This is a genomic window from Micromonospora sp. NPDC005206 (assembly GCF_040608175.1).
GTDB lineage: Bacteria > Actinomycetota > Actinomycetes > Mycobacteriales > Micromonosporaceae > Micromonospora.
The window spans coordinates 281388-294867 of the sequence record NZ_JBEXHU010000001.1 but is presented as its reverse complement, the minus strand read 5'-3'; the positions used below and the strand labels follow the sequence as shown (position 1 = coordinate 294867).

The 13480-nt window shown below is 74.0% G+C and carries 12 protein-coding genes; 5 read left to right on the top strand and 7 right to left on the bottom strand.

What is annotated here, in order from left to right; translation table 11 throughout:
- Positions 1 to 8 precede the first annotated feature (8 nt).
- On the top strand, positions 9 to 1559 hold the full coding sequence (locus tag ABZU69_RS01370; protein ID WP_354962590.1) for a molybdopterin-dependent oxidoreductase: 1551 nt from the start codon (positions 9 to 11) through the stop codon (positions 1557 to 1559).
- Positions 1560 to 1655: 96 nt separating this feature from the next.
- Here ABZU69_RS01370 and ABZU69_RS01365 read toward each other — a convergent pair whose 3' ends face one another.
- From ABZU69_RS01365 to ABZU69_RS01355, 3 genes are all read right to left on the bottom strand, one after another.
- On the bottom strand, positions 1656 to 2492 hold the full coding sequence (locus ABZU69_RS01365; RefSeq protein WP_354962430.1) for an oxidoreductase: 837 nt from the start codon (positions 2490 to 2492) through the stop codon (positions 1656 to 1658).
- 34 nt (positions 2493 to 2526) lie between these two features.
- Complete coding sequence (locus ABZU69_RS01360) at positions 2527 to 2859, bottom strand: nuclear transport factor 2 family protein (protein ID WP_354962429.1); 333 nt, start codon at positions 2857 to 2859, stop codon at positions 2527 to 2529.
- A 173-nt stretch (positions 2860 to 3032) separates the two neighbouring features.
- Positions 3033 to 3839 carry an SAM-dependent methyltransferase gene (locus ABZU69_RS01355; RefSeq protein WP_354962428.1) on the bottom strand — a complete coding sequence of 269 codons (807 nt, stop codon included), beginning with the start codon at positions 3837 to 3839 and terminating at the stop codon, positions 3033 to 3035.
- A gap of 170 nt (positions 3840 to 4009) precedes the next feature.
- Here ABZU69_RS01355 and ABZU69_RS01350 point away from each other — a divergent pair, with 170 nt between their 5' ends.
- Entirely contained in the window at positions 4010 to 4396 is a 387-nt protein-coding gene (locus tag ABZU69_RS01350; protein ID WP_354962427.1) for a DUF2267 domain-containing protein, read from the top strand.
- A gap of 77 nt (positions 4397 to 4473) precedes the next feature.
- On the opposite strand, the gene ABZU69_RS01345 is transcribed toward ABZU69_RS01350, so the two are convergent.
- Positions 4474 to 6603 carry a ricin-type beta-trefoil lectin domain protein gene (locus ABZU69_RS01345; RefSeq protein ID WP_354962426.1) on the bottom strand — a complete coding sequence of 710 codons (2130 nt, stop codon included), beginning with the start codon at positions 6601 to 6603 and terminating at the stop codon, positions 4474 to 4476.
- 80 nt (positions 6604 to 6683) lie between these two features.
- Positions 6684 to 7535: a copper resistance protein CopC gene (locus tag ABZU69_RS01340; RefSeq protein ID WP_354962425.1), complete on the bottom strand. Its 852-nt coding sequence runs from the start codon at positions 7533 to 7535 to the stop codon at positions 6684 to 6686.
- 101 nt (positions 7536 to 7636) lie between these two features.
- On the opposite strand from ABZU69_RS01340, the gene ABZU69_RS01335 reads away from it, so the two are divergent.
- The 3 genes from ABZU69_RS01335 to ABZU69_RS01325 are packed head-to-tail and all read left to right on the top strand — an operon-like array spanning position 7637 to position 10288.
- On the top strand, positions 7637 to 8110 hold the full coding sequence (locus tag ABZU69_RS01335) for a hypothetical protein (RefSeq protein ID WP_354962424.1): 474 nt from the start codon (positions 7637 to 7639) through the stop codon (positions 8108 to 8110).
- Between the two features lie 5 nt (positions 8111 to 8115).
- Positions 8116 to 9456, top strand: coding sequence for a hypothetical protein (locus ABZU69_RS01330; protein ID WP_354962423.1), 1341 nt, complete (start codon positions 8116 to 8118; stop codon positions 9454 to 9456).
- A gap of 55 nt (positions 9457 to 9511) precedes the next feature.
- Positions 9512 to 10288 carry a nucleotidyltransferase domain-containing protein gene (locus ABZU69_RS01325; RefSeq protein ID WP_354962422.1) on the top strand — a complete coding sequence of 259 codons (777 nt, stop codon included), beginning with the start codon at positions 9512 to 9514 and terminating at the stop codon, positions 10286 to 10288.
- On the opposite strand, the gene ABZU69_RS01320 is transcribed toward ABZU69_RS01325, so the two are convergent.
- Both ABZU69_RS01320 and ABZU69_RS01315 read right to left on the bottom strand, forming a co-directional pair.
- Positions 10285 to 11679, bottom strand: coding sequence for an FAD-dependent oxidoreductase (locus ABZU69_RS01320; RefSeq protein WP_354962421.1), 1395 nt, complete (start codon positions 11677 to 11679; stop codon positions 10285 to 10287). The genes ABZU69_RS01325 and ABZU69_RS01320 overlap by 4 nt on opposite strands.
- 132 nt (positions 11680 to 11811) lie before the next feature.
- On the bottom strand, positions 11812 to 13428 hold the full coding sequence (locus tag ABZU69_RS01315; RefSeq protein ID WP_354962420.1) for a hypothetical protein: 1617 nt from the start codon (positions 13426 to 13428) through the stop codon (positions 11812 to 11814).
- Positions 13429 to 13480: the final 52 nt, after the last annotated feature.

The following is a 13480-nucleotide window of genomic DNA, read 5'->3' as shown; positions in this document are numbered from 1 at the left end:
CTCGGCCGGTGGACCCCCGGCCGGGGCGGCCCCCCGTCCCGCGCCCCAACCGCACCGGCGCCCTCGTCGGCCTGCTCACCGCCGCCGTCACGCTGGGCGTCGCCCACCTCGCCGCCGCGCTCACCGACCCGGTGGGAGATCCGGTCCTCGCCGTCGGCGCCACCGCCATCGACCTGGCACCCCAGCCGGTCAAGGCGTTCGCCATCCGCACCTTCGGCACCGCCGACAAGATCGTCCTACTCGGTGGTGTGCTCGCCGTCCTGGTGCTGGTCGCGGTCGTGCTCGGCATCGCCGCGATCCGCCGGACCGGAGCCGGTCTGACCGGCCTCGTCGGGCTGGGCGCTGTCCTCGTCGCCGCCGTACTCGCCCGCCCCGCCGCGACCGTGGCGGACGCCGTCCCCGCCCTCGTCGGCGTCGCCGCCGGCGCGGGTGCCCTGCTCGCGCTGCTGCGCGACGCCCGACCCGGGCCAGCCGTCGCCTCCGGACGGCCCCACTTACTCAACCGCCGGCAGTTCCTCACCACCGCCGCCGCCGCCACCCTCACCGCCGTGGCGGCGACCACCGGCGGGCAGGCCGTCGGCGGGCGCCGGGCCGCCGGCACACGGTCCCGGTCGGCGGTACGCATCCCGCCCCCGGCCACCCCGGCCCCGCCACTGCCACCCGATGTCGCGGTTGAGGGCGGTCCGGCGTTCGTTACCGCCAACCGCGACTTCTACCGGGTGGACACCGCGCTCACCGTCCCGCAGATCGACGTCGACACCTGGCGGCTGCGGCTCGCCGGCGCGGTCGAGCGGCCCCGCACCTGGAGCTTCGCCGACCTGCTCGCCCGCGACCTGGTCGAGCGCGACATCACCCTCAACTGCGTGTCCAACGAGGTCGGCGGCCCGTACGTGGGCACCGCCCGGTGGACGGGAGTGCCGCTCGCCCCGCTGCTGCGCGAGGCCGGCCTGCGGCCTGGGCAGGACCAGCTGCTCAGCCGCTCGGTCGACGGCATGACGATCGGCACCCCGCTGACCGCGATCCTCGACGGCCGCGACGCCATGCTGGTCGTCGCCATGAACAGTGAGCCCCTGCCGGTGGAGCACGGCTTCCCGGTCCGGATGCTCGTGCCCGGCCTGTACGGCTACGTCGGCGCCTGCAAGTGGCTCACCGAGCTGCGGGTGACCACGTTCGACGAGGTCGACCCGTATTGGGTGCGGCGCGGGTGGGCCGCCGACGCGCCGGTGAAGACGGCCTCGCGCATCGACACCCCGAAGCCGTTCGCGCGTCGCCCGGCCGGCCCGCTGATGATCGCCGGTGTCGCCTGGGCGCAGCGGCGCGGCATCAGCGCGGTCGAGGTCCAGGTCGACGACGGCCGCTGGCAGCCGGCCCGGCTCGGCGCGGGCCCGTCGGCGGACCTGTGGCGGCAGTGGACCTACCGGTGGGACGCCCGACCGGGCAGCCACACCGTCCGGGTCCGCGCCGTCGACGGCATCGGGGCGATGCAGACCGAGGCCCGCGCCACGCCCTTTCCGGACGGGGCCACCGGCTGGCACAGCGTCACCGTCACGGTCACCTGAGCCGTCGCCCCGCCCCGGTGACCCGGCCAGAGCCAGGCATCGGCAGAGTCGGCGGCGATCGTGCCCACCGCGTCGCCGTCGCCGGGTCGGGCAGGGTCACGGAGCCGGGTCGAAGACGATCGACTCGCTCAGCTCGCGCCACCGCGCGTCGGACGCGGCGAGGGACTCGGCGGCCGCCGAGGCGACCGCCACGGCGTCGGCGCCGAGCAGCAACCGCGCGGGCGGGTCGTCGACCCGGGTGATGCGGATGATCGCCTGGGCGGCCCGGACGGGATCGCCCGGCTGGCTGCCGCTGGCCTGGCGCAGCCGCTCGACGACCGGCTCGATGACCGGCCGGTACGGTTCGCTGATCGGCAGCGTGCGCATCGAGGAGCCGGCCCATTCGGTCCGCAGCCCGCCCGGCTCGACGGTGGTGACGCGGATCCCGAACGGCGCGACCTCCTTGGCAAGCACCTCCGAGAAGCCGCCGACCGCCCACTTGGCGGGCTGGTACGCGCCCAGCCCGGGCCCGCCGACCCGCCCGCCGACGCTGGAGACCTGGACGATGTGCCCGCGCCCCTGCTCGCGCATCACCGGCAGGGCGGCGCGGGTCAGGTTGACCACCCCGTAGAAGTTGGCCTCGATCTGGGCCCGGAAGTCGTCCTCCGGCATGTCCTCGATCGCGGCGACGTCGGCGTACCCGGCGTTGTTGACGAGGATGTCCAGGCTCCCGAACGCGTCCACAGCGCTGTGCACGGCGGTGCGGGCGGCGGCGGGGTCGGTGACGTCGAGGGCCACCGTCCGGATCTGGTCGCCGTGCCGGTCGGCCAGGTCGCCGAGCTGCGCCGGATCGCGGGCGGTGGCGACCAGCCGGTCGCCGTCGGCCAGCACCGCCTCGGCGAGCGACCGGCCGAGACCCCGGGAACTGCCGGTGATGAGCCAGACACGCGGCACGTCGTCTCCTCCTGCCGGCTCAATCAGACGGTCGCTACGGGCGGATGTTCAGGGCACCGATCAGGTCGTCGCGCAGCGTGAACCGGTACCGTAGCTCGACCGGGCTGCCGGGAAAGCTGCCCGACACCCGGGCGAGGACCAGGTACGAGTCGCCCGCCTGCGGCGTGACGGTCACCGGCTCCGCGGTGTACGAGTAGGTCGCCATCGTCCGCTGCCGCCAGGCGCGGATCGCGGCCCGTCCCTCGTGCACCCGGTCCTCGTCGGCCACGCTCGCGGTGTCCGCGAAGCAGGCGACGAAGGCCTCCAGGTCACCGTCGCCGACGGCCCGGAAGTACCGGTCGATCACCTCGGGCAGGTCGACTCCCATCGGCTCCTCCTGCGGCGCGGGCCGCCCTCGGGCAGCCGGATTCCCCGTCCGACCTCACGGTACGAGACGGTGCCGGTGCTTCGCGGACCAACCGACAGAACCCGTCGTCGACCCATCGTCGCGGGTGTCCGGCGGCAGCCCGCCCGCCGGACACCGCTCAGGGTCGGCGCGGGTCAGGGCTTGCGGCCGACGGCGCAGTAGCCGTCCAGGTCCGCCGGCGGGCCATCCTGCTCGGGCCGCCAGTGGGTGAACCGCACCAGGCCGGGCTCGACCAGTTCCAGGCCGTCGAAGAACCGGGCGATCCGCTCCGGGCTGCGCAGGTGGTACGGCAGCGCGCCACTCTCGTTGTACTGCCGGTGCGACTCGACGACCGCCGCGCTGGTGTCGGTGCCGTCGGACAGCGCCAGATAGCTGCCGGACGGGACCGCGTCGAGCAGGGCGCGGATGATGGCGACCGCCTCGTCGTCGTCGCCGACGTGGCCCAGCACCCCGAACAGCAGGACCGCGACGGGCTGGCTGAGGTCGAGGTGCTCGTCGGCCTGCCGGAGCACCGCCTGCGGGTCACGCAGGTCGGCGTGGATGTACCGGGTCAGCCCGTCCGGGCTGCCGACCAGCAGCGCTCGCGCGTGTGCCAGCACCATCGGGTCGTTGTCGACGTAGACGACCCGGCTCTGCGGGTTGACCCGCTGGGCAACCTGGTGGGTGTTGTCGGCGGTGGGCAGCCCGGTGCCGACGTCGAGGAACTGCCGGATCCCGGCCTCGCCGGCGAGGAAGCGCACCGCGCGGGACAGGAACGCGCGGGATTCGCGTGCCGTCTCGATCATCGCGGGAAAGAGTTCGCGGACCTGCTCGCCGGCCAGCCGGTCGACCTCGAAGTTGTCCTTGCCACCGAGCCAGTAGTTCCAGATCCGGGCGGAGTGCGGGACGCTCGTGTCGATCTTGGTGCCGTCGGTGGCCGGGTCAGGGGCGGTTTCTGCCACGGGCGTCCTTCCGCTGAGGGGTGGGGGAAGACACAGAGGACACTCATGCTCGCACAGCGCTCCCGTCCGCAAAACGGACACCCCTGCCGTCGGATCGCACCGGGACCGGTCCCGGGTTTGCCGTCGGTCGGCCCGGGTAGCCATGCATCTCCGGAACGAAGGGCGGGGGCATGGCTGAGCTGGCGTTCGTCGACAAGGTTGCGGCACGGGCGGGTGTCCCGCCCGAGCAGGCGCGACCGCTGACCGAGGCGGTTCTGCGTACCCTCACCGAGCGGCTCAGCGGCGGCGAGGCGGCCACGCTGGCACCCCACCTGGCCACAGAGTTGAGCCCGCTGCTGGTGAAGGTCGCCGAGGCGCCCGAGGTGTTCGGCTACGACGAGTTCCTGCGGCGTGTCGCCGAGCGCGCGGGGACCGACCGACCCACCGCGGAGCGGGGCTCCCGGGCCGTGCTCCAGACCATGCACCGGGTGGTCGGCCACCGGGAGTTCGAGGACGCGCTGTCCCAGCTCCCGGCGGATCTGAAGGAGCTGGCCCAGCCGCTGCCGCAGGGCCCCTGACCGACGCCGCGGCCGTACGAGGGGCCTGGGGCGGCGCCTGACCGGGTTGCCGGTCAGACCCCGCCCCACGTCCAGCGTCAGCTGACCACCCACCTCTGGTGGGCGCCGCCCGCGTACGTGCCGATCTGGATCTGGGTGCCGTCGGCGGTGCCGGCGCCGGCGGCCTCCAGCACCTTGCCCGACTGCGGGTTGCGGATCGACCCGTCCGGCTCCGGCTGCCACACCTGGGAACCGGTGCCGTTGCAGGTCCAGAGCTGCACCTTGGTGCCGTCGGCGGTGCCGGCGTTGTCCACGTCCAGGCACTTGCCCAGGGCCCGGTAGGTGTCCCCGACGCGGCTCCACGACTGGGCGCCGGTGCCGTTGCAGGTCCAGAGCTGCACCTTGGTGCCGTCGGCGGTGCCCGCGTTGTCCACGTCCAGGCACTTGCCGCCGACGCCGGTGATGCGGCCCGACCCGCCAGCGGTGCCCGCGTACACCTCCAGCTCGTAGATCCGCGCGGCCGGATCGCCGGTGCTGGTCGGCGCGGTGATGGCCAACCGCACGTAGCGTGTTCCGGGCGCGGTGACGTCGTGCGTGGTGGTGCTCGCCGTGTTGCCGGTGACCGTGGCCCGGGTCGTCCAGGCGGTGCCGTCGGCACTGGAGGCGACCGTGAAGTCCCGGGTGTTCCAGGCGGTGTTCTCGCCGCCGGCGCCGGCATGCTTGACCACCACCCGGTTCACCGCGTAGCTGGCACCGAGGTCCACCTGGAGGTACTTCGCCGTGCCCTTCGAGCACCACTTGTCGCCGTTGCCGCCGGCGACGCTGCCGTTGACGGCCTTGGCCGGGCCCTCGGTCGCCGAGCAGGAGCTGTCCGCGGTGGCCGGCTTGTTGAGCGCCAGGTTGATCCCGCCGGTCGGCGGCGGGGTGACGCCCGGGATGGCGTTGAGCGTGTACCACGCCTCGGTGCTCCACAGCGACTGCCCGCTGGTCGAGGTGAACGGGCGTGGCGAGCGCAGGTGGACGACGTGGCCGGCCTTGCGCCCGTTGACCGCGAGGGTGACCTTCTTCCCGTCCGTCGACAGGGTCGCCGAGGTGACGGTCAGCGTCTCCTCGTCGATCTTCGGGCCGCCGTAGCTGGCCGTCGGCTGGTACCGCCACTGCTTGATCTTGTAGTGCGCGGCCAGGTTGGCGGCGGTCTCCGCGGAGACCGGCTGGGTGTACTCCACCTCGAACCCGGCGGTGGTGGCCCGCATGGCCAGCATCTCGAAGGTGGTGGTGCTGGTCGGGGTCAGCTTCTGCAGGCCGTACGACAGCTTGCCGGTCTGGCCCCAGTTGCCGCCCGCGCCGAGCCCACCCACGTAGATCGCGCCGTCCGGGCCGACGTTGACCTCGGAGACGCCCGCCTCCAGGCCCTGGGTGAGCCGGAACAGGGCGCCCTGGTACTCGCCGTTGACCTTCTCCACACTGGCCCTCTGCAGGCCGCCGTAGGTCACGTCGCCGATGACGAACTGACCGGCGTACCGGCCGCTGGTGAGGTACAGCGGCGTGCTGGGCGAGTTGGAGATCTCGTTCTGCGGCATCCAGAGCACCGGCGGGGTGACCGGGTTGGCGTCGAACGGGCCGGCCGGGTTCAGGTAGTGGTTGAAGAACCGGCCCTGCTTGATGTGCACCAGCTTGGACGAGGGCAGCCAGCCGCCCTGGTTGTCGGTGACGAAGATGCCGCCCTCCGGGCCCCAGCCGATGCCGTGCGGGGTCCGCAGCCCGCCGGCGACGTGGCTGACCGCGCCGGTGTCCTTGTTGACCTTGAGGGTGGTGCCGCGGTTGGCGGCCGGCTGCGGGTTGGTGGTGGCGCCGCCGGAGTTGATCGACACCGACAGGTTCAGGTAGAAGAATCCGTCCTGGTAGAGCAGGCCGAACGCGAACTCGTGGAAGTTCCCGCCGTACGGCCAGGTGGCGACCGTCTGGAGCTGGTCGGCCACCTCGTCGCCGGTGGTGTCCACCAGCCGGGTCAGCCGTTGCTTCTCCGAGACGTAGACCACCCCGTCGACGATCTTGAGTCCCATCGGTTCCTTGAGGCCGCCGGCGATCTTCTTGGTGGTCACGGTGCCCGGCCCGGTCGCGCCGCCGGTGTTGCCCATGATCCAGACCTCGCCGTCCTGGGAGGTGCCGGACTGGTCGCTGCCGCCCCAGGTGGAGATGACGAATCGGCCGTCGGCCAGCCAGTCCATTCCGGTGACCTTCGGCTGGAAGCCGGTGGGCCGCAGGTTGGTCAGCGTGTAGCGGAATGCCCGGTGCGAAGGTGCCCGGCCTACCGCCGTCCGCGCCGGGCTGGACCACCGCCCCGGTTGCCGGGTTTGCGGGCCGCGGTACCGGATCTGCGGGCCGGACCGGTGGTCCGGCGGGTCGAGGTGGACGTGCCACGCGCGGCGGGCCGGCGGCGGGCCGCCACCAGCACGACGGCGGCGACCACCACGACGATCAAGGCCGGTACCAGCCAGGGTGGCCACCCGCCGCCTCGCGTCTCCTCCGTGGCGCCGCTCGGCGCGCTCGCCGGGGCGGCGGTCGCGCCCGCGTCGGCGCTCGCGCCGGCCACGCCGGGGCTCGCCGACGGGTTGCCCTCGACCAGGGCGAGCAGGGCCGGCGCCGGCCCGTCCGTGGGTGGCGTCCATCCGGCCGGCGCCGCCGTACTGGCCCCCTGGTAGTTGAAGGTGACGGTGCCACGCACCGCCTCGCCGTCGGAGGCGACGGAGAGATAACTCGCCGTGTACCGCCCCTTCGCCGGCCAGTGCGCGACGGACACCATGGCGGGGAAACCGGTGTGGTACAACCGCGGCTCGAAGACGCCGTTGACCATGAAGTACTCCTGAACCGGCTTGTCCAGCCGCTTCGGCTCGCCGTAGGACCAGCCGCTGTCCACCCGGGACCCGTTCGGCCCGGTGACGGTGAAGTGGGCGTTGGAGGCCGGCTTCTCGGTGAAGTACAACCCCAGCTGTGTCAGCGGCTCGCGGACCACGGTGCCGGTCAACGGGGTGGACGTCGCCAACTGGCCGTGCGCGGACGCCGGAGCGGCGGGCAGCAGCAGCGACACCGCCAGGGTCGCGGCCAGCGCCGCCGCCGCTCGGCTCCAGAGGTGACGGGCAGTGACCAGCCTCGATCGCATCCGTTCATCATGGTCATTTCCCCGCCGCCGAACAAGACGTAGAGTTCTCCTCCCCGACGATCAGTTCGACACCCGTCCCCCGCGTCGTTCGGAGTCCGCCCGTGTTCGTCCGTGCCCCCGGTTCCCGCGTTCCCGTCGTCCTCACCGTCGTCCTCGTCACCGCCCTGCTCGCCACCGGTTGCGGGCGGGACGACGACCCGTCCGTGGCCACCCCCTCGACGCCGGCGACGGCCGCCGTGCCGCCCAGCGCCACGACGGCGCCGACCTCGTCGGGCAGTCCGACACCCAGCGCCAGCGCCAGCACACCGGCGGTGGACCGGCAGATCACCGTGACGATCGCGAAGCGGCGGGTCGACCCGCCCACCGGGCGGGTCACCGTGGGTAAGGGCGAGCTGGTCCGGATCACGGTCACCTCGGACGTCTCCGACGAGCTGCACGTGCACGGCTACGACCTGGGCGCCCGGCTGCCGGCCGGCACGCCCGGTTCGGTGGAGTTCCGCGCCGAGAAGACCGGGCTGTTCGAGGTGGAGACGCACGAGACCGAGCTGGTGCTGTTCCAGCTCGTCGTCCGCTGAGCACCATGACCGGCGCCCCGGTGGTGCTGGCGCACGGCGTCGGTGGCCGCCAGGACCTGCCGATCACGCTGCCGCAGCTCGTCGTCGCCGCGGCCCTGGCCCTGGTCGTCACGTTCCTCGCGCTGGGCCTGCTGTGGCGCGAGCCGCGGCTCGACCGGGACGCGACCGGCGGACGGCCGGTGCCGGAGCCGCTGGCCCGGCTCGTCGACGCGCCCGCGTTCCGGTGGGCACTGCGCGGGCTGGGTCTGCTCGCCGCCGGCTGGTTCTGCGTGGGCCTGCTGGCCGGGCCGGACACCCCGGACAACCCGACGACGGGGGCGCTCTACGTGCTGCTCTGGGTCGGGCTGGTGCCCGTGTCGCTGCTGCTCGGCCCCGTCTGGCGGGCCGTCAACCCGCTGCGCACCGTTCATCTGCTCGCCGCGCTGGCGGCACGCCGGGACCCGGAGCGTGGCCTCCGCGAGCTGCCGGTCGGCCTGGGGCTCTGGCCAGCGGCCGTCGCCCTGTTCGGGTTCGTCTGGCTGGAGCTGGTCGCACCTGACCGGGCCACGCTGCCGGTCATCACCGCCTGGCTCGGCGGGTACGCCGTGGTCATGCTGGCCGGGGCGGCGCTGTTCGGCGCGGGCTGGTTCGACCGGGCCGACCCGTTCGAGGTGTACAGCGGGCTCGTCGGCCACCTCGCGCCGGTCGGCCGGGCGGCGGACGGCGTGCTGGTGTGGCGCAACCCGCTCGACGGGATCGCCGGGCTGCGGCCCCGCCCCGGGCTGGTCGCCGTCGTGATCGTGCTGCTCGGCTCGACCATGTTCGACAGCCTCTCCAACGCGCCGGCCTGGCTGCGCTTCACCCAGGAGAACGGCCTGCCCCCGGCGGTCACCGGCAGCGCCGGGCTGCTCCTGGTCATCGCCGCCGTCGCCGCGGCGTACCTCGCCGCCACCGGGGCGGCGACCCGGATCGGCCGCGCCGGGCCCGCCGACGCCCCCGGGCTGCCCGGCGAACTCGCCCACTCGATCGTGCCGATCGCGGTGGGCTACCTCGTGGCCCACTACTACTCGCTGCTGATCCTGGAAGGCCAGCGCACCGTCGCGCTGCTCTCCGACCCCCTGGACACCGGCGCGAACTGGCTGGGCACCGCCGACTGGGAACCGCACACCGGTCTGGTCACCCCGTCCGGGGTGGCCACCCTCCAGATCACCGTCATCATCCTCGGGCACCTGCTCGGCACGCTGCTCGCCCACGACCGCGCCCTGTACCTGTTCCCCCGGGCCCGGGCCGTGGCCGGCCAGCTCCCGCTACTGGCGCTGATGGTCGCCTACACCGTCGCCGGCCTGCTGCTGCTCTACGCCGGCTAGGGCCAACCCGGGACCCAGATCGGAGGTGCCACGGGCCACCGGGTGAGGATGGGGCGTGGATTCCGATCTTCGGCGCTATCTCGACGAGTTGGTCGACGCCGCCCGCGACGTATTCGGCGACGACCTGGTGGGCGCGTACGGGGCCGGCTCGGTGGGGCTCGGCGCGTACCAGGCCGGCCGCAGCGACGTGGACGTGGCGCTGCTCTGCGCCGGGCCGTTGACCGAGGCCGACAAGCGGGCGCTGGTGGCGCGTCTGCGGCACGAGGCGCTGCCCTGCCCGACGCGCGGGCTGGAGCTGGTCGCCTACCGGCGGGAGGTGGCCGCCTCCGGCAGCCCCGAGCCCGGCTTCGAGGTCGAGCTGAACACCGGCTCCGGGATGCCGTTCCGGTGCACCCTCGACCCCGCCGACCGCCCGGCGACCGACGGCCGGTTCTGGTACGGGTTGGACCGCAGCATCCTGCACCAGAGCGGGCTGCCGCTGCTCGGGCCGCCGGCGGGGGAGGTCTTCGCCGATCTGGCCCCTGCCGACCTGCGCCGCCTGCTGATCGAGGCGCTGTCGTGGTGGCTGGCGCTGCCCACGCCGCCGGACGACCGACCCGCGCCCGGCGCGGAGGACGCGGTGCTCGGCGCCTGCCGGTCCCTGGTGCGGCACCGCGACGGCGTCTGGCTGTCCAAGGTGGCGGCCGGGCAGCGGCTGATCGACGCCGGCGACCCGGCCGAGGTGATCGGCCGGGCCGTCGCCGCGCGGCACGGGGGGCCGCCGCCCACCGGCGCCCAGGCGCGCGCCTTCCAGCACCGGGTCCGCGCCGAGATCGCCGGCCAGCCCGACTAGCGGACCGGGCGGGGTTGGAGCGAGGCGAAGAGCAGGTTGAGCCCCTCGGTCATGGTCGGGTGGGTGATGACTGCGTCCCGCAGGGCGGTCCACGGCATCCCGGCGAGCATGGCCAGCTGCACCGAGGTGATCACCTCACCCGCCTCGGCGCCGAGCAGCGCCGCGCCGAGGATCTGGTCGGTCCCGGCGTCGACCACCGCCTTCCACGTTCCCTCGGTCTGGCGCAGGGTGCGGGCCCGGGGGATCGCGGCGACCGGCAGGCTGGCCACCTGGACGTCGTACCCGGCGCGGCGCGCCTCGGTTTCGGTGAGACCGACCCGGGCCAGCTCCGGGGTGGTGAACACGGTGTACGGGATGAGCCGGCCGGCGGTGCTGCGCAGCTCACCCGCCAGGTTCGCCCGGATGATCCGGTAGTCGTCGAGCGAGGCGTGGGTGAACTGCGGGGTGCCGGCGACGTCCCCGGCCGCCCACGTCCGCTCGGCGCTGGTCCGCAGGTACTCGTCGACCGCCACGAAGCCGCGGTCGTTCAGCTGCACGCCGGCGGCGTCCAGGCCGAGCCCGTCGGTGACCGGCTCCCGGCCGACCGCGACCAGCACGTCGTCCCCGGTCACCAGGCTGCCGTCGTCCAGCGTCACCCGGACCGTGCCGTCGGCGTTGCGGTCGATCCGGGCGACCGTCATGCCGGCGCGCACGTCGATGCCGTCGTCGAGCAGGACCCGCAGCACCGCGTCGCCGACGTCGGGATCCTCGCGGGTGAGCAGCCGCGGGCCGCCTTCGATCAGGGTCACCGCACTGCCGAACGACGCGAACATCTGCGCGAACTCCACCCCGACGGTGCCACCGCCGAGCACCACCAGTCGGGCCGGCAGCCGGTCCAGGTGCAGCAGGGTGTCACTGGTCAGCACCGAGGCCTCGGCCATCCCGGGGACCGGCGGCAGGTGCGGGCGGGTACCAGTGTTGATCACCACGTCGGCGCCACGCAGGAACCGTTCGCCGCCGTCGGCCAGCGACACCCGTACGGTCCGGGGACCGACGAACCGGGCCTCCCCGATCACCAGGTGCAGGCCGGAGTCGAGGAACTGCTGCCGGTTGGCGGCCACCATCCCCTCGACGACGTCCTGCTTGTGGGCGCGCAGCAGGTCCACGTCGACCCGGCCGCCCTCGACCACCAGGCCGAGCGCGGCCGCGCCGCGTAACTGGCGAGCCGCCCGCGCGCTCGTCACCAGCGCCTTGGTCGGGATGCACGCGACGTTGATGCAGCTGCCGCCGATCATGCCGCGTTCGACCATCGCCACCCGCCGGCCGGACCGGGCCACGTCCATGCTCAACGTCTTGCCGGCCTTGCCGCCGCCCACGACGAGCAGGTCGAACTCCTCCGCTCGGTCGGTCACCGGGTGCTCCTCTCGGTCGCCGGGCCGATGCGGCCGCCTCTGTCGTGGCGGCCAGACCAGCCTGTCAGCTCCGGTGCGCCATCGGCCCGGTTCCGAGCAGAACCGCCAACGCCGGCCGGGCCCGCCTCGAGCTCAGTGCCGGGCGGCACCGTTCTCGCTGACCGGCTGCCCGAAGGGCAGGAACGGCACAGGCGTCGGTTCGGCGGTGTCGCCGGGGCGCGTGAAGGTCGGGTCGGCGTCGCCGGTGGGCACCTCCGCAGCGGCCGTACGGTCGGCAGCCGCTGCCGCCTCGTCCGTAGTGGACGAGGTGCCGACCCGCTCCGCGCCGGACTGGCCGCCACCGGACTGGTCGCCACCGGTGTGGTCGCCACCGGGCCGGTCCACGCGCTCGCCGTGCCGCCCGCCGCTCGGCCGCTCACCACCCGCCGGCTCCACGTCAATCCGATCGGCAACCGGTCGCTCGGCGCTGGAGCGGGCGCCCACCATCGGGTACTCGGCGGTCTCCGTACCGCCCGCGGCGGCGGCCATGACGGCGGCGGCGGCCAGGTCGGCCACCCGCTTCGCCTCCCGCTGCACCCGGGCGCGGACGTCCTTGGCGTGCCGCTCGGCGGAGTCTCCGGCCCGCCGGGCCTCGTCCAGCCGGGCGCTCTCGGCGGTGAGGTCCCGACGGACCTCGCCCAGCCGCTGCTGCAACCGGGACAGCTCGTTCTCCAGGGTCTCGCCCTCCTCGCGCACCTCGGCGAGTTGCTGCTGGGCGGTCTCCAGCTCCGCGTGCAGCTGGGTCGACTCCTGCCGGCGCTCCTCGATCTCCTGCCGCAGGGCGGCGAGCTGCTCCTGGTGCGTGGCGGCCTGCTCGTCGGCGCGGTTGCGCAGGTCGGTCACGTGCTGCTGCGCCTCGGCCAGCAGCGCGGCGATCTGCTGCTCGATCGCGCTGCGCTGCTCCGCCAGCTCCCGCTCAGCGGCCGCCTGCTGCTCGGCGATCTCCTGCTCGGCCGCGCTCCGGCGGTCGTTGACGTCGCGTTCGATCCCGGCCTGCCACTGGGCCAGCTCCTGCTGGCTCTTGGCCCGGGCCGCCTGGAGCTCCTGCTGGATCTGGGTACGCGCCGACTTCATCAGTGCGTCGGCGGCGACCCGGGTCTGGTTGAGCTGCTGCGCGCTCTGCTCGGTGATCCGCTTCGCCTCGTTCTGCGCGCGCTCGTGCGCGGCCTCACTGTCGGCGCGCAGCTGCTCCGCGTGCTCCCGGATCGCGGTCAGCTCGGCCTCGGCCACGCCGCGCCGCTCCTCGTGCGCCTGTTCCTGCTCGGCGCGCCGGGCCGTCAGCTCCTCGGCCAGGTCCTGGCGTGCCTGGGCGGCCCGCTCGCGAGTGTCGGCGAGGATCCGCTCCGCCTCGGCGCGCAGCTCGTTGGCCAGGTCGGTGGCCGAGTCGCTGATCATGGCGGCCTGCTTCTCCGCGAGGGTCAGGATCTCGCCGACCATCGGGCCCAGATCCTGGAACGAGGCGCGGTCCACCTGCACCGGCTGGTCGTGCAGCTCGGCCAGCTCGGCGCGCAGCCGATGCACCTCGGCGGTCAACTCACGGACCCGGACGGCGGAACGCCCGTGCTCCCCGCTCAGCATCGCGATCTGACCGTCGAGCTGCTCCAGGTGCCGGTCGACCTGGCGTTTGTCGTAGCCGCGCAGCGTGAGCTCGAAGCTCGGCCGCGAGGCCGCGTCGTCGCGTGCTGCGAGCGGCTCAGCGCCGATGGACATGCGCCATCCTCCGTACGATCGGGGCGCCAGGGCCGGCGGTCTACCGCCCCGC